A 15,805-nucleotide genomic window follows, 5' to 3' on the forward strand; every position below is an offset into this window, starting at 1 on the left:
GTTTTTTAATCACTTAATTTATCTATCCTGACCGGGATGTTTGAGATTTTATTATGCTAATCAAATTATTAACTAAAGTTTTTGGTAGTCGTAACGATCGTACCCTGCGCCGCATGCGTAAAGCTGTCACCGTCATCAATGGCCTTGAGCCAGAAATGGAAAAACTGTCCGATGACGAGCTGAAAGCGAAGACCGCTGAATTCCGCGCGCGTCTTGAAAAAGGCGAGACCGTAGAAAGCCTGATTCCTGAAGCATTTGCTGTGGTACGTGAGGCGAGTAAGCGCGTATTTGGGATGCGTCACTTCGACGTGCAGCTGTTGGGTGGTATGGTCCTGAACGATCGCTGCATCGCAGAGATGCGTACCGGTGAAGGTAAAACCCTGACCGCAACGCTGCCGGCGTACCTGAACGCGCTCTCCGGTAAAGGCGTTCACGTAGTAACCGTCAACGACTATCTGGCGCAGCGTGACGCCGAAAACAACCGTCCCCTGTTCGAATTCTTAGGCATGACCGTAGGCATCAACATGTCTGGTCTGCCAGCACCCGCCAAGCGTGAAGCGTATAACGCCGACATCACTTACGGGACCAACAACGAATACGGCTTCGACTACCTGCGTGACAACATGGCGTTTAGCCCGGAAGAGCGCGTACAGCGTAAACTGCACTATGCGCTGGTGGATGAAGTTGACTCCATTCTCATCGATGAAGCACGTACGCCGCTGATCATCTCCGGTCCGGCGGAAGATAGCTCTGAAATGTACCGCAAGGTCGACAAAATCATCCCACATCTGATTCGTCAGGAAAAAGAGGACTCGGATACCTTCCAGGGTGAAGGCCACTTCTCTGTGGATGAAAAAGCGCGTCAGGTTAACCTGACCGAACGCGGCCTGGTGCAAATTGAAGAGCTGCTGGTTGCGCAGGGCATTATGGACGAGGGTGAGTCACTCTACTCCCCGACCAATATCATGCTCATGCACCACGTCACCGCTGCGCTGCGTGCACACGTCCTGTTTACCCGCGACGTTGATTACATTGTGAAAGACGGCGAAGTGATCATCGTTGATGAGCACACTGGCCGTACCATGCAGGGCCGCCGCTGGTCCGACGGTTTGCATCAGGCTGTCGAAGCCAAAGAGGGCGTCGACATCCAGAATGAAAACCAGACGCTGGCGTCTATTACCTTCCAGAACTACTTCCGTCTGTACGAGAAGCTGGCAGGCATGACCGGTACGGCAGATACTGAAGCCTTCGAATTCAGCTCTATCTATAAGCTGGATACCGTTGTGGTGCCGACCAACCGTCCGATGATCCGTAAGGACATGCCGGATCTGGTCTATATGACCGAAGCAGAAAAAATTCAGGCCATCATTGAAGATATTCGCGATCGTACCGCTGCCGGTCAACCGGTGCTGGTAGGTACGATTTCCATCGAAAAATCGGAAGTGGTCTCGAATGAACTGACGAAAGCGGGTATCAAGCACAACGTACTGAACGCCAAATTCCACGCGAAAGAGGCAGATATCGTTGCACAGGCGGGTTATCCCTCTGCCGTGACCATCGCCACTAACATGGCAGGCCGTGGTACCGATATCATGCTGGGTGGTAGCTGGCAGGCTGAAGTGGCCGAGCTGGAAAACCCAACTCCGGAGCAGATTGCTCAGATCAAAGCCGAGTGGCAGGTGCGTCACGATGCAGTGCTGGCCGCAGGCGGCTTGCATATTATCGGCACGGAACGTCACGAATCACGTCGTATCGATAACCAGCTGCGTGGCCGTGCGGGTCGTCAGGGTGATGCCGGTTCTTCTCGCTTCTACCTGTCTATGGAAGATGCCCTGATGCGTATCTTCGCCTCCGACCGCGTTTCCGGCATGATGCGTAAGCTGGGGATGAAGCCGGGCGAAGCCATCGAGCACCCATGGGTGACCAAAGCGATTGCCAACGCACAGCGTAAAGTAGAAAGCCGCAACTTCGACATTCGTAAACAGCTGCTGGAATACGATGATGTAGCGAACGACCAGCGTCGTGCGATCTACACCCAGCGTAACGAACTGCTGGACGTGTCTGATGTGAGCGAAACCATCGACAGCATCCGCGAAGACGTCTTCAAAGCGACTATCGACGGACATATTCCTCCGCAGTCCCTGGAAGAGATGTGGGACGTGGAAGGGCTGCAGGAGCGCCTGAAAAACGACTTCGATCTCGACCTGCCGATTAAAGAGTGGCTGGATAAAGAGCCAGAGCTGCATGAAGAGACGCTGCGTGAACGCATCTTCGCTTCTGCGGTAGAAGTCTATAAACGCAAAGAAGAGGTTGTGGGTGCAGAGATGATGCGCCACTTCGAAAAAGGCGTAATGCTGCAGACGCTGGACTCTCTGTGGAAAGAGCACCTGGCTGCGATGGATTATCTGCGTCAGGGTATCCACCTGCGTGGCTATGCGCAGAAAGATCCTAAGCAGGAGTACAAGCGTGAATCCTTTGCGATGTTCGCCGCCATGCTGGAGTCACTCAAATATGAAGTGATCAGCACCCTGAGCAAAGTTCAGGTCCGTATGCCGGAAGAGGTGGAAGCAATGGAGCAGCAGCGTCGTGAAGAAGCCGAGCGTCTGGCTCAGATGCAGCAGCTGAGCCACCAGACGGATGACAGCGAGGCTGCAGCCGCCATTGCCGCGCAGAGTGGGGATCGCAAAGTGGGTCGTAATGATCCTTGCCCATGTGGTTCGGGTAAAAAATATAAGGCGTGCCACGGTCGCCTGAGCTAAGTGATGAACTGACTAAAAAGGCGCAGCGTTCTGCGCCTTTTTTATAGGTGTAATTCGATGAAAGTATTGAATATCTCGACCGGTATTATCCGTAACGCGAAACAGCAAATTTTTATCACTCAGCGTGCCGCCGATGCCCATATGGCCAACAAGTGGGAATTTCCGGGCGGTAAAATTGAAGCGGGCGAAAGTGCAGAGCAGGCGCTGGTGCGTGAATTACAGGAAGAGGTTGGCATCACTCCTCAGGGTGCGACGCTTTATGAAAAACTGGAGTACCAGTTTCCCGATCGCCATATCACTCTGTGGTTCTGGCTGGTGGAGAGCTGGGACGGTGAGCCGTGGGGCAAGGAGGGGCAGCCAGGGAGCTGGGTTGCGCAAAGTGAGCTGGATGCGGAGAATTTCCCACCTGCGAACGAGCCGGTGATTTCACGCCTGAAACGGGGCCAGTGAGTCTGCCGGTCTATGCGCCGGCAGGCTTTGCGTCTTAGCGCTGTTCTTCGCTCCAGTCATCGCTGTCTGAGAGATCGCCCGCGCTGGGAATACGTTTCTCTTCGGCAGCCCATTCACCCAGATCAATAAGCTGACAACGCTTGCAACAAAATGGGCGAAACGGACTTTGCTCGCTCCAGACCACGGCTTTACCGCAGGTCGGGCAGTTTACTGTCGTAACATCAGACATCTTTACTCCTTAACAACACGCCAGCTCGAAATCGAGACGTTCTGGCACCACGCCATGTTCGCTATCTAACGGCATAAAACGGATCGCAAAACGGCTTTTATGGCCTGAAATCTGCGGGTAGAGCTGCTCGTCCAGCGCCAGATTCAGACGCAGCAGGTCGGCATCTTCTCCATTATCCTGGTAAAAACCATTCAGACTGGTCTGTTTACGGAACTGCGCCGAGTTGCGAATCAAATCCAGAATTAAGGATAAGGCCTGAATAAGCGGCTCCAGGCTCTGAAGCCAACTCTGGACCTGCGCATCACGTTGCGCCTGGGGCATATGCAGCCAAATGTGCAGGGTGGGTAAATCAAAACTACAGCAGCCACCCGGGATGCTCAAACGCTGACGTACCAGCGCAATCAGGCGATCTTCACGCAAGAACTGGCCAATACGCGGCGCACTCATCAGTATTCCGCTGCTGTTTTTTAGCTGCTGACGCAGCGCGTCGATACGACTGTTATCTACTCCAGGGACTTCAGCCCATGCCTGCAGTTTACGATGCTGGCGCTCCAGCTCTTTTAACAGCTCCGTACGGACTTCACCGCGCTCTAACACATCCAGCAGATCGCCAACATTGCGAAAGAAGTGCAGGGCTGAGGTGTGGTTATTAACCGGAAGAGAATTTGACAGCTGTTGGACTAAAAACTCGATGCGCAACCAGGTACGCATTTTTTCATTGAGCGGATGCTCAAACAGAATGTGGGTGTGCATTATGGCTTTTCCTGTGAATCGGCCTGCGCTGCAAGTTGCAGGTATTGTGCATGCAGGCGGGCAACAGCGGATGCAATGGCATCCGGTGCGCCGTCATTATTAATAACATCATCCGCGACGGCAAGGCGTGCTTCACGCGTGGCCTGCGCGGCCAGAATAGTTTCCGCATGATGGCGCGCAACATTATCGCGTGCCATGGTGCGCTGAATTTGGGTCTCCTGAGAGACGTCGACCACCAGAATCCGATCGGCTTTATCGTGCAGACGATTCTCCACCAGCAGGGGGACTACCCACATCACGTAAGGTGAGGTTGCTGCAGCAATCTGCCGTTGAGTCTCTTGCTGAATTAAGGGGTGGAGGAGGGCGTTGAGCCAGGCTTTTTCGTCGGGATGAGAGAAGATACGCTCGCGCAGCATGCGACGATTTAACGTGCCATCCGGCGCAATAAGCTGGCTACCAAAATGTTCGGCAATGGCCTGAAGTGCGGGTGTATTGGGCTCTACCACCTGACGGGCAATAATATCGGCGTCAATTATCGTGACACCCAGATGAGAGAAGGCGTCAGCAACAGTGCTTTTGCCACTGCCAATGCCCCCAGTTAACGCAACGATGTACCCCATTAAACAAAATCCTGGGAATTATTCATTATTAAAATCAATTGCTTAAAATTTAATCATTCAGCAATCAAGGTTTAGCCCTGTTTACTTACTTTTGAGCAGGTAAATTTATAGGATTGTAGCGTAAAAAAAGAGAATTTCGCAGTCTTGCGCAGCCAGTATTAGTGCGTATGATAGCGTCACTGGAGTTGTGAGTTTCGTTTTTCGCCATTGACCCCAGGAATCCGCTAATGCGTATCGAAGAAGATCTGAAGTTAGGTTTTAAAGACGTTCTTATCCGCCCTAAACGCTCTACCCTCAAGAGCCGCTCAGACGTTGAACTCGAACGTCAATTCACCTTCAAACATTCCGGTCAGACCTGGTCTGGTGTGCCAATTATCGCCGCCAACATGGATACCGTGGGTACTTTTGCAATGGCGACTGCACTGGCAAGCTTCGACATTCTGACCGCGGTGCATAAGCATTACAGCGTGGAAGAGTGGAGTGCGTTCGCCAGCGCCGCTTCCGAGAACGTGCTGAAGCACGTCATGGTTTCTACCGGCACCTCTGATGCCGATTTCGAGAAAACCAAACAGATCCTTACCGCTAACCCGGCCCTGAACTTTGTCTGTATCGATGTGGCTAACGGTTACTCCGAACACTTCGTACAGTTCGTTAGCAAGGCGCGCGAAGCCTGGCCAACGAAGACCATTATCGCGGGCAACGTGGTAACCGGCGAAATGTGTGAAGAGCTGATTCTTTCTGGCGCTGATATCGTAAAAGTTGGTATCGGTCCGGGCTCCGTCTGCACCACTCGCGTCAAAACCGGTGTCGGCTATCCCCAACTCTCTGCAGTCATTGAGTGTGCCGATGCGGCGCATGGCCTGGGTGGGCAAATCATCAGCGATGGCGGCTGCACCACACCCGGTGACGTGGCTAAAGCGTTCGGCGGCGGCGCAGATTTCGTGATGCTGGGTGGGATGCTGGCAGGGCATGAAGAGAGCGGTGGCAACATCGTTGAAGAGAATGGCGAGAAATTCATGCTCTTCTACGGCATGAGTTCCGAATCCGCCATGACCCGACACGTCGGGGGTGTAGCGAAATACCGCGCCGCTGAAGGAAAAACCGTGAAGCTGCCTCTGCGTGGCCCGGTGGATCACACCGCACGCGACATTCTGGGCGGCCTGCGTTCAGCTTGTACCTACGTGGGTGCATCTCGCCTGAAAGAGCTGACTAAGCGCACGACCTTTATCCGCGTTCAGGAACAGGAAAACCGCGTTTTCAATAGCCTGTAATCCTTCTCGCTGGCGCCTCAACGCGCCAGCGTTATCCCCCGCTCATCGCATCCCCCAAATGAAATATAGGCAAGTACATCGCCACCACCAACGTGCCAATAATGACGCCCGTCACAATCAACAGGAGCGGTTCCAGCAGAGACGCGAGGTCATCCGCGTGTTGAAAGGTCTGCGCATTATGATGCTGCGCCAGGTTATAGAGCATGGTATCCAGTGCGCCAGAAACTTCGCCGGTGCGAACCAGTTGAATGCAGAGTGGCGTGAACAGGCCGGCAGTGTTGAATGCTGACCAGATGGGCGAGCCCTGCATCACGCGGTGGCGAATCGCCTGCAGTTTGTCGCGCCAGAATGGGCACTCCATTGTCTCTTCGGTGCTCTCCAGCCCCTGCAGAAAGGTGATGCCTGCCTGTTGGGTGAGTGACAGCACGGTAAATATTTGGCTAAGCTTTTGACCCCGCACAAGCGTACCGATCAGGGGGCACCTAAGGAGCAGGCGCATCGTCACGCTTTGCCATGGCGGGTGGCGACGCAGGCCCATCAGGCCTAAACCAGCAGCAACCAGCAGAACCAAAAAGACCCAACCCCAGCGTTGTAAAAACGCGGCTGCGGCCATCACGCCCTGCGTGAGTGCGGGTAAAGGTGTATTAAAGGTTTTGTAGATAGCAGCAAATTCGGGTAAGACCATCGTCACCATCGCCAGTACGACGGCGATGGCCAGCGAAAGGATGATAATCGGGTAGCGGAGTGCCTTTTTAACCTTTGCGCTGAGCTGCTGTTGCGTTTTTTGCTGAATAGCGAGCTGACGGCAACACTCATCGAGCTTACCGGTCAGTTCTCCGGTTTTCATCATTGAGATGTAGAGCGGCGGGAACACGGCAGGCCATTTCTTGAGCGTGTCGGAAAAGGGGTTACCCGCGCTGAGATCCTCGGCGACGCTCTGCAATAGCGCCTGCCAGTGTTTAACCGGATGTTGCTGTGCAAGTAGCTCCAGAGAGGCCGATAGCGTTAAACCTGCCTGTAGCAACGTAGCCAACTGATGGATGACCTCATAGCGATGCTGGGGCTGCCAGTGCGCCTGACGCAGCGTGCCGCGACGCAATGACAGCGGGAAAAGCGCCTTATCTTGCAGCTTTTGCCATGCACTTTCACGGTCAGGGGCCAGGATGGCCCCCTCTGTGCTTACGCCCTGCTGATTAAGGGCGCGCCATCGCCACAGCTGTTCACTGGCCATGAGGTATTCCTAACACGCGCACCAGCTCCTCCAGCGTGGTTTTCCCTTCTTCCACGGCCATACAGCCATGTTCGAACAGCGTCATCATGCCTGCCTGACGTGCATGCGCTTCAATCTCTTCAACTGGCGCACCACGCGCAATGGCCAGGCGAAGATCGCTACTGATCGCCATCACTTCAAATATCGCCACCCGGCCATAAAAACCATGATAACAACGGTCACAGCCAGCGGGCAGCCAGTGCGGCAGCGGCCCTGGCCACAATGTGCCGGGCAGCGGCACCTCGCGTTCTGTTTGTTGGCGGCAATGAGGGCAGAGTCGGCGTACCAGGCGTTGCGCGATAACCAGCGATAACGCCGATGAGATCATCCAGCGCGCCACCCCCATCTGCTGCAAACGCACCAGCGTCTCCGCCGTTGAGTTGGTGTGCAGGGTGGAAAGCACCAGATGTCCGGTTTGTGCCGCATTCATAGCAATTTCCGCTGTTTCACCGTCACGGATTTCGCCCACCATAATGATATCCGGGTCTTGCCTAAGAAAAGCGCGCAGTACGCTCTGGAACGTCAATCCTGCCCGGGGATTGATTTGCGTCTGATTCAGCCCCTCCAGGGGGATTTCGATGGGATCCTCAACGCTGCAGATGTTCACTTCAGGCGCATTGCGCGCCTGAAGGGCACTGTATAGGGAGACTGTTTTCCCACTGCCGGTGGGGCCGGTCACCAGGATTAGCCCTTGTGGTTTCATCAACGCCTCACGAAAACAGTGCAACTGAGAAGAGGCCATCCCCAACTGGTCAAGCTGATGGGCTTGTTGTACCTGTTGAAGCAGGCGGAGTACGATTTTTTCGCCGCGACGGCAGGGCAGGGTGGCGATGCGAAATGACACCGGTGCGCCCGAGAGTTCAACCGTGAATTGCCCATCCTGCGGCAGCCGACGTTCGGCGATATCGAGATTGCCAAGCACCTTAAGTCGTGCCGTCAGGCTAGTACCCAGCGCCACGGAGAGGGGCTGCTGGGAATAGAGCACGCCATCAATGCGTAGCCGAATTTGCCAGCTCTCATCTGCAGGTTCGATATGAATATCTGAAGCGCGCTGTTCAAGGGCGTGACTCAGCGTACGGTTGAGGATCTCCACCGCCGAACGCCCGGTATCGGCCTGGACGGGAAGATGGGATTGCGAGGCCGCCTGTCGGTATTTCTCCATGCGTTCGGCACTCCAGCATTCAATATCGACGTTTTTTTGCGTTGCGAAGCGCAGTGCATCCAGCATCTCTGGCGCCGGCTGGCCCAGCACGGCAATGCTCAACCGTGCCTCGGTGCTGTTGAGGAGTAGCGCGTTATGGCGCTGACACAGCGCCATCAGTTTCTCAGGATTCATCTGCCTCTCCTGCTGGATCCGTAAAGCGGAACACATCTTCGCAGGCCTGCTTCAGGGCGCTGTCATCGCTGATCGTGCAAGTGCGAGTCCAGCCCGTAATGCCGTTGCCATTATCCCAGACCGGGGTCAGGGCTACGCTCAGGCCATTCAGACTCTCCTGACCCGTCAGGGTCACAGCACCATTGGCGACAGACATCGCAGAGACGTAGCGGGACGTCGCCGGAGAGGGGATACCATTCGCACCCGCGTCGCAGCTATCCGTTCCGCCATGCTCCAGCGCGCAGAGTTCGACTGCGGTGCGGTAAGGAATAAAGGTTTGTAGCATGTCGGTGAGGGCCGCTTTTCGCAGATAGTTTTGATAAGCGGGTATGCCAATGGCGCTCAGTATCGCGATGATCCCTATGACCACCATCAGTTCAATTAGCGTAAATCCTTGTTGTCTGTTCATGTGTCGCTCCTGTGGTTGACTGGCGACACTGTGTCAGCCTGTTATCGTCAGGGCGAGCGACAAAAATGGTTTCGTGGAGGCGGCTTCAGAAGGTTATGACGCGCTTGCAGAGAGGAGATACAACGCTGCGAGAAGGATCGTAAAAAGGGGCGGAGAAAAGCCCGACCGGAGCGCCGGCCGGGTGAGCGGGAACTATTTAAAACGCATCGACAGGTCGAGCGCGCGTACGTGCTTGGTCAGCGCTCCGACGGAGATATAGTCAACGCCTGTCTGGGCGAACTCACGGATTGTTTCATGCGTGACGTTGCCAGAGACCTCCAGGCGAGCCTGGCCCTGGGTACGCTTCACCGCTTCACGCATCTGATCGGTCGTGAAGTTATCCAGCATGATGATATCGGCCCCGGCTTTCAGCGCCTCTTCCAGTTCATCCAGGCTTTCTACCTCCACTTCTACCGGCACATCCGGATGCAGCCAGAAAGCTTTCTCTACCGCCTGGCGTACGGAGCCAGAGGCGATAATGTGGTTTTCTTTAATCAGAAACGCATCGGATAACCCTAAGCGATGGTTCGCCCCGCCACCGCAGATGACGGCGTATTTCAGCGCCGTGCGCAGGCCTGGTAGGGTTTTACGGGTGTCCAGTAGCTGAGTATGCGTACCTTCCAGTAAGGCCACGTAACGGTGGACTTCGCTGGCCACGCCTGACAGGGTTTGCACAAAATTGAGTGCGGTGCGTTCACCCGTCAGCAATACGCGGGAAGGGCCATTGAGTTCAAACAGCGGCTGATTTTCGGTCACGCTATCGCCATCCGCAACATGCCAGGTAACCTGCACCTCATCTCCCGCCAGCTGGGTAAAGACCTCTTCTACCCAGCGTTTACCACAGAAGATCCCCGCTTCACGGGTGATCACCACCGCGTGAGAGTGCGCTTCTTTTGGCAAAAGCAGAGCAGTGATGTCGTTGTCGGCGTTAACATCGCCTCCCAGATCTTCGCGCAGGGCGTGCGCGACACTTGCCGGTATATCCAGATTAATACGTTCCAGAAGTGCGTCACGTCTCTGGTCGGGGTTGTAGCGGCGAGGCGGCATGATAAAACTCCAAATTGGTAACGAATCATAAGATTGAAACATGCTACTCTGAACCGGGTATCAGCACCATAAATAAGGAGAGCCCGCATGCAGTTGGAACATGGATGGCTGGTGGATGCACGGCGTGTGCCCTCGCCACACCACGATTGCCGCCCTGAAGAGGTCACCCCCTCGCTGTTGGTGGTGCATAACATCAGTCTGCCACCGGGGGAGTTCGGGGGCCCATGGATTGACGCGCTCTTTACCGGAACGATAGATCCCAACGCGCACCCCTTCTTTGCGGAAATCGCGCATTTGCGGGTTTCTGCCCACTGCCTGATTCGCCGTGATGGCGAAATCGTCCAGTATGTTCCTTTTGACAAGCGAGCCTGGCATGCGGGCGTATCGACTTATCAAGGGCGAGAACGCTGTAATGATTTCTCCATCGGAATAGAGCTGGAAGGCACAGATGTGCTGCCCTATACCGATGCGCAATATCATGCGCTGGTTGCGATAACCCGCCTGTTGATCGCGTGCTATCCGGAAATGGCTAACCACATTACCGGGCATAGTGATATCGCACCGGTAAGAAAAACCGATCCCGGCCCGGCCTTTGACTGGAGCCGATTCCACGCCATGCTTAACGCTTCGTCAGACAAGGAGATGACATGACGTTGTTCACCATACTGCTGGTTATGATCGCTGAGCGCTTATTTAAGCTCGGCGAACACTGGCAACTGGATCACCGGTCGGAGATCTTTTTCCGTCGGATTAAACATTTCTCGTTACTGCGTACGTTAATAATGACCGCCGGCGTCATGTTGGTGGTCTTCTTGCTGTTACGCGCCTTACACGGCCTCTTTTTTAACGTCCCTTTGCTGGTGGTCTGGATTTTGCTCGGCGTGCTCTGTATTGGTGCCGGGAAAGTGCGTTTGCACTACCACGCTTACCTGAAAGCGGCTGCGCGCAACGACAGCCACGCCCGGGGTGCCATGGCCAGCGAGTTAACTCTTATTCACGGTGTGCCGCCTGACTGCGACGAGCGGGAGTTTCTGCGCGAGCTGCAAAATGCCTTGCTGTGGATTAACTACCGTTTCTATCTGGCGCCGCTGTTCTGGTTTGTGGTTGGCGGCCCGTGGGGCCCGGTGCTGCTGATGGGCTATGCGTTTTTACGCGCCTGGCAGAGCTGGCTGGCGCGCTACCTGACACCACACGAACGACTGCAATCAGGCATTGATGCCATTCTGCATGTGCTGGACTGGCTGCCGGTGCGCCTGGTCGGTGTAGTCTATGCCTTGATTGGTCATGGTGAAAAAGCGTTACCTGCCTGGTTTGCGTCGCTCGGGGATCGCCGCACCTCGCAATATCAGGTTCTGACCCGACTTGCGCAGTTCTCGCTGGCGCGCGAGCCGCATACCGACAAAATCGCCACGCCAAAAGCTGCCGTGTCGATGGCCAAGAAAACCTCGTTTGTTATCGTGGTGATTGTGGCGCTGCTAACGATTTACGGCACGCTGATCTAAATCCGCGTGCCGTAACAGTTACTCGCTATCTGCAGGCGGGATGCCGAAATCTGGCATCCCGTTTTCGTTCCAGTGAACTAACTTAAGGCGGGTATGGCGGTTGGGATCGTAAAGCGGGTCGCCTTCTATCTCGGTATAGTTGCGCGCATGATAGACCAGCACATCTTCCCCATCAGCCGTCTGCGTGAAGCTATTATGCCCCGGGCCGTACTGACGGTTTTCATAGCTGGTGGTGAAGACCGGCTGCGGCGATTTGTGCCAGTTCGCCGGATTACGCGGGTCGGCATCTTTCTCGATCCACAGCAGGCCCATACAGTAATTTTCATCGGTCGCGCTGGCGGAGTAACTGATAAACAGACGATTACCATGGCTTAAGATAGCCGGCCCTTCGTTCACCAAAAAGCCCCGGCACTCCCAGTCGAATTCCGGTTTGCTTAGCAGAACGGGTTCGCCTTTCAGCGTCCAGGGATTCTCCATTTCGCACAGATAAAGATTGGAGTTTCCGGCAATATCCGGCGCTTTCTGCGCCCATAAATACCAGCGTTTGCCCTGATGAATAAAGGTGGTGGCATCCAGGGCAAACGTATCGTACTGCGTCTTAATCTGCCCTTTTTCCACCCACGTACCGGTGAGCGGATCGCTGTCGCTACACTCCAGCGCGTACATTCGATGCTGGAACATCCCGAGCTCATCCAGCGCCTGAGTATGGGCGGCGGCAAAGTAGATATACCACTTGCCGTCTATCGCATGCAGCTCGGGCGCCCAGATGAGATTACCCATCGGGCCGCTGTCCGGTTTATGCCAGACCACCACCTCTTGCGCATCACGCAGGCCTTCCAGGGTATCGGCGCGGCGAATCGCCAGCCGGTTGTACTCCGGCACCGAGGCGATAAAGTAATACTGTTCCTCATGCCGGAGAATATAGGGATCGGCACGTTGCTCAATAAACGGGTTTGGCCAGTGACGCATTTCGCGCTCCTTATTTGGTCTCTGCGGCTTTCAAATCCTGATAGTCGCTCAGCTCTCGATAGTTGGTACGGCGTTTTTCCAGGTCCGCCTGAATCTGCTTCATGGTTTCACGGTCGACTTTCAGCAGACGAACCACACCTGCGGTAATCAGATACCCTACGCCCGGAATGACGGTAAAGAGCAGGACGATCCCGTTGATGGCGTCTGCGCTTTGCGCTTTGGCACCCGCATCGTAGCCATACCAGGAGAGCAGGAAACCGACCATCGCCCCGGCAATCGCCAGCCCCAGCTTCAGGAAGAAGATGTTGCCGGAGAAGCTGATACCCGTAATACGTTTGCCGGTTTTCCACTCGCCGTAATCATCCACATCCGCCATCAGCGACCAGTGCAGTGGAGACGGGATCTGGTGCAGGATGTTCAGCAGGAAGTAGAGCACGATAATGGTCATCGTGGCTTTAGGGTCAAAGAAGTAGAAGGCGCAAGAGAATATCGCCAGCACGATATTGGTCCAGAAGAAGACTTTCAGTTTGCACCAGCGGTCAGTCAGCACTTTCGCCAGCATGCTGCCGATCATCATGCCCACCACGCCCAGGCTGATAAACAGGGTGGCGAAATGAGTGCTTTCACCCATAACCCAGGTGACGTAATACATGGTGGCGGCCATGCGGATAAAGCCCGGGCAGACGTTGCAGATAGTCAACAGCAGGATGCGCACCCACTGGTCGTTTTTCCATACGTCTTTAAGGTCGTTTTTGAGTTCATCGTTGGTCTGTACCGCAGGGCGTACTCGTTCGCGCACGGTAGAGAAGCTGAACAGGAACATACAGGTACCAATGAGCGCCAGCACCGTCATTGCCATCTGGTAGCCTTTCGCTTTGTTTTCTCCGCCGAACCAGTCAGCCATCGGCAGCAATGTCAGCGACAGCAGTAGCGTGGCAATACCGACCATGACAAAACGGTAAGACTGGCAGGCCACGCGCTCTTTAGGATCATTGGTGATCACGCCCCCGAGGGAGCAGTACGGAATATTGATGGCCGTATAGGTCAGTGACAGCAGGAAATAAGTGACAAACGCATAGATAACTTTGCTGTTATAGCTCCACTCCGGGGTGGTGAACATCAGAATGCTAAACAGCGCGTAAGGGAAGGCAATCCACAACAACCATGGACGAAAACGACCATATTTGCTGCGGGTTCGGTCGGCGATAGCCCCCATAATCGGATCGGTTATTGCATCGATGACGCGCACCGACAGCAGTAATACACCGACCAGCGCAGGCGCCAGCCCGAAAATATCCGTATAAAAATAGTTAACAAACAACATTATGGCGCCGAAGATGATGTTACATCCCGCGTCACCCATCCCATAGCCGATCTTTTCTTTCACTGAAAGTTTATTGTTATCCATCGACATTTCTCCGCGTTACGATATGGAGAGAATTATTTGCTGCCAAAGCAATTTATGCGTTGCAGTATAAAGGCGCTGATATGGAAGAATGTGCTATGGATAAGAAAGTGTGAGGAAGGTAACAGGCTCTGTGCCCGCAGATGGGCACAGAGAGAGGCAGGATTACTGTACTTTTACCGTTTTGGCGTTCTTTTGCTTAAACAGGTAGCCCACGCCGAGGATCACGATCCAGACCGGGATGAGATACACAGAGATAGCCATACCCGGCGTCATCAGCATAATCACCAGCACCGCTGCCATAAACAGCAGACAGACATAGTTACCCAGCGGATAGAGCAGGGCAGGGAAGCGCGTTTTGACGCCCTGCTGCTGCTTGGCACGGCGGAACTTGATGTGTGCCAGGCTGATCATGGCCCAGTTGATGACCAGGGCAGAAACCACCAGCGCCATCAGCAGGCCAAAGGCCGATTCCGGTGCCAGGTAGTTGATCAGCACGCACAATGCAGTGACCACGGCTGAAACAATAATGGTGTTCACCGGTACGCCACGCTTGTCGACGTTAAGCAACGCTTTCGGGGCATTGCCCTGCTGGGCCAGGCCGAACAGCATACGGCTGTTGCAGTAAACGCAGCTGTTGTAAACGGAGAGCGCAGCGGTCAAGACAACAACGTTCAGCGCGTTTGCCACAAAGGTGTCACCCAGCTCGTGGAAGATCAGTACGAACGGGCTGGTGTCAGCGGTAACGCGCGTCCACGGCAGCAGCGAGAGCAGCACGGCCAGTGAACCCACATAGAAGATCAGAATACGGTAGATAACCTGATTGGTCGCTTTCGGGATGCTCTGCTCCGGGTTGTCGGCTTCGGCGGCGGTAATGCCCACCAGTTCCAGGCCGCCGAAGGAGAACATAATAATCGCCATCATCATCACCAGACCGGTCATGCCGTGCGGCAGGAACCCGCCCTGTTCCCAGAGGTTACGCACGGTGGCCTGCGGACCACCGTTACCGCTGAACAGGAGCCAGCCGCCGAACAGGATCATGGCGACGACGGCAATGACTTTAATAATGGCAAACCAGAACTCCATCTCGCCAAACACTTTTACGTTGGTCAGGTTGATGGCGTTAATAATGACAAAGAAGGCTGCAGCGGAAATCCAGGTCGGGACTTCCGGGTACCAGAACTGAATGTATTTACCCACCGCGGTCAGCTCAGCCATCGCCACCAGGACGTACAGCACCCAGTAGTTCCAGCCAGATGCAAACCCGGCGAAGCTTCCCCAGTATTTATAGGCGAAGTGGCTGAATGAACCCGCTACAGGCTCCTCCACGACCATTTCCCCCAGCTGGCGCATAATCAGAAATGCAATAAAGCCGGCAATGGCATAACCCAGAATAATGCCAGGACCCGCAGACTGAATAACGGACGCGCTGCCCAGGAACAGACCCGTGCCAATAGCGCCGCCCAGCGCGATAAGCTGAATATGGCGGTTTTTAAGGCCGCGCTTTAGCTGATCGCCGTGCTGTTGACCTTCCATCATGAAACCTCGTGTGTGTTTGTTATGTTCACGCTCAGGCGTGTGTAATTATGAAATTCCATTTCATGTATTTATTTCTTTACGGTGGAATTGGCCTAAAATACAGGCCATGACTTCCGTTAACGCCAGAATAGTGTTAAGCGCCCGCGAATGCACCTGCTTTATGAAAGG

15 protein-coding genes are annotated in these 15,805 nt (G+C 54.6%); 5 read left to right on the forward strand and 10 right to left on the reverse strand.

Annotation, left to right across the window (positions count from 1 at the left end):
• Positions 1-53 precede the first annotated feature (53 nt).
• Both secA and mutT read left to right on the forward strand, forming a co-directional pair.
• On the forward strand, positions 54-2,759 hold the full coding sequence (gene secA, locus B2Q93_RS20745; protein WP_040077158.1) for a preprotein translocase subunit SecA: 2,706 nt from the start codon (positions 54-56) through the stop codon (positions 2,757-2,759).
• Positions 2,760-2,816: 57 nt separating this feature from the next.
• Complete coding sequence (gene mutT, locus B2Q93_RS20750; protein WP_286934362.1) at positions 2,817-3,209, forward strand: 8-oxo-dGTP diphosphatase MutT; 393 nt, start codon at positions 2,817-2,819, stop codon at positions 3,207-3,209.
• Positions 3,210-3,243: 34 nt separating this feature from the next.
• Here mutT and yacG read toward each other — a convergent pair whose 3' ends face one another.
• The 3 genes from yacG to coaE are packed head-to-tail and all read right to left on the reverse strand — an operon-like array spanning position 3,244 to position 4,811.
• On the reverse strand, positions 3,244-3,438 hold the full coding sequence (gene yacG / locus B2Q93_RS20755; protein WP_040077156.1) for a DNA gyrase inhibitor YacG: 195 nt from the start codon (positions 3,436-3,438) through the stop codon (positions 3,244-3,246).
• 9 nt (positions 3,439-3,447) lie between these two features.
• Positions 3,448-4,191 (reverse strand): cell division protein ZapD, encoded by a 744-nt coding sequence (gene zapD / locus B2Q93_RS20760; protein WP_040077155.1) that lies wholly within the window; start codon positions 4,189-4,191, stop codon positions 3,448-3,450.
• On the reverse strand, positions 4,191-4,811 hold the full coding sequence (gene coaE, locus B2Q93_RS20765) for a dephospho-CoA kinase (RefSeq protein WP_040077154.1): 621 nt from the start codon (positions 4,809-4,811) through the stop codon (positions 4,191-4,193). Before coaE ends, zapD begins: the two co-directional genes overlap by 1 nt.
• Positions 4,812-5,038: 227 nt before the next feature.
• On the opposite strand from coaE, the gene B2Q93_RS20770 reads away from it, so the two are divergent.
• Positions 5,039-6,082, forward strand: coding sequence for a GMP reductase (locus B2Q93_RS20770; protein ID WP_040077152.1), 1,044 nt, complete (start codon positions 5,039-5,041; stop codon positions 6,080-6,082).
• 31 nt (positions 6,083-6,113) lie between these two features.
• On the opposite strand, the gene hofC is transcribed toward B2Q93_RS20770, so the two are convergent.
• The 4 genes from hofC to nadC all read right to left on the reverse strand — a co-directional run bounded on the left by hofC (position 6,114) and on the right by nadC (position 10,222).
• Positions 6,114-7,313: a protein transport protein HofC gene (gene hofC, locus B2Q93_RS20775; protein ID WP_286934367.1), complete on the reverse strand. Its 1,200-nt coding sequence runs from the start codon at positions 7,311-7,313 to the stop codon at positions 6,114-6,116.
• Positions 7,303-8,688, reverse strand: coding sequence for a type II secretion system protein GspE (gene gspE / locus B2Q93_RS20780; protein ID WP_286808531.1), 1,386 nt, complete (start codon positions 8,686-8,688; stop codon positions 7,303-7,305). The genes hofC and gspE overlap by 11 nt, the downstream gene beginning before the upstream one ends.
• Entirely contained in the window at positions 8,678-9,136 is a 459-nt protein-coding gene (gene ppdD / locus B2Q93_RS20785) for a prepilin peptidase-dependent pilin (protein WP_286934368.1), read from the reverse strand. The genes gspE and ppdD overlap by 11 nt, the downstream gene beginning before the upstream one ends.
• Positions 9,137-9,328: 192 nt before the next feature.
• The gene (nadC, locus tag B2Q93_RS20790; RefSeq protein ID WP_046884976.1) at positions 9,329-10,222 is read right to left on the reverse strand and encodes a carboxylating nicotinate-nucleotide diphosphorylase; all 894 of its coding nucleotides are present in this window, start codon (positions 10,220-10,222) and stop codon (positions 9,329-9,331) included.
• 87 nt (positions 10,223-10,309) lie between these two features.
• Between nadC and ampD the strand changes: the two genes are divergently transcribed.
• The gene (ampD, locus tag B2Q93_RS20795) at positions 10,310-10,873 is read left to right on the forward strand and encodes a 1,6-anhydro-N-acetylmuramyl-L-alanine amidase AmpD (protein WP_040077146.1); all 564 of its coding nucleotides are present in this window, start codon (positions 10,310-10,312) and stop codon (positions 10,871-10,873) included.
• Entirely contained in the window at positions 10,870-11,724 is an 855-nt protein-coding gene (gene ampE, locus B2Q93_RS20800; RefSeq protein ID WP_040077145.1) for a beta-lactamase regulator AmpE, read from the forward strand. Before ampD ends, ampE begins: the two co-directional genes overlap by 4 nt.
• Positions 11,725-11,742: 18 nt before the next feature.
• On the opposite strand, the gene B2Q93_RS20805 is transcribed toward ampE, so the two are convergent.
• The 3 genes from B2Q93_RS20805 to aroP all read right to left on the reverse strand — a co-directional run bounded on the left by B2Q93_RS20805 (position 11,743) and on the right by aroP (position 15,637).
• Complete coding sequence (locus B2Q93_RS20805; RefSeq protein WP_286808533.1) at positions 11,743-12,693, reverse strand: family 43 glycosylhydrolase; 951 nt, start codon at positions 12,691-12,693, stop codon at positions 11,743-11,745.
• Positions 12,694-12,703: 10 nt separating this feature from the next.
• Complete coding sequence (locus B2Q93_RS20810) at positions 12,704-14,101, reverse strand: glycoside-pentoside-hexuronide (GPH):cation symporter (RefSeq protein WP_046884975.1); 1,398 nt, start codon at positions 14,099-14,101, stop codon at positions 12,704-12,706.
• Positions 14,102-14,263: 162 nt separating this feature from the next.
• Complete coding sequence (gene aroP, locus B2Q93_RS20815; RefSeq protein WP_154298787.1) at positions 14,264-15,637, reverse strand: aromatic amino acid transporter AroP; 1,374 nt, start codon at positions 15,635-15,637, stop codon at positions 14,264-14,266.
• Between the last annotated feature and the right edge of the window lie 168 nt (positions 15,638-15,805).

The organism is Leclercia sp. UBA5958 (assembly GCF_002430365.1).
GTDB lineage: Bacteria > Pseudomonadota > Gammaproteobacteria > Enterobacterales > Enterobacteriaceae > Enterobacter > Enterobacter pneumoniae.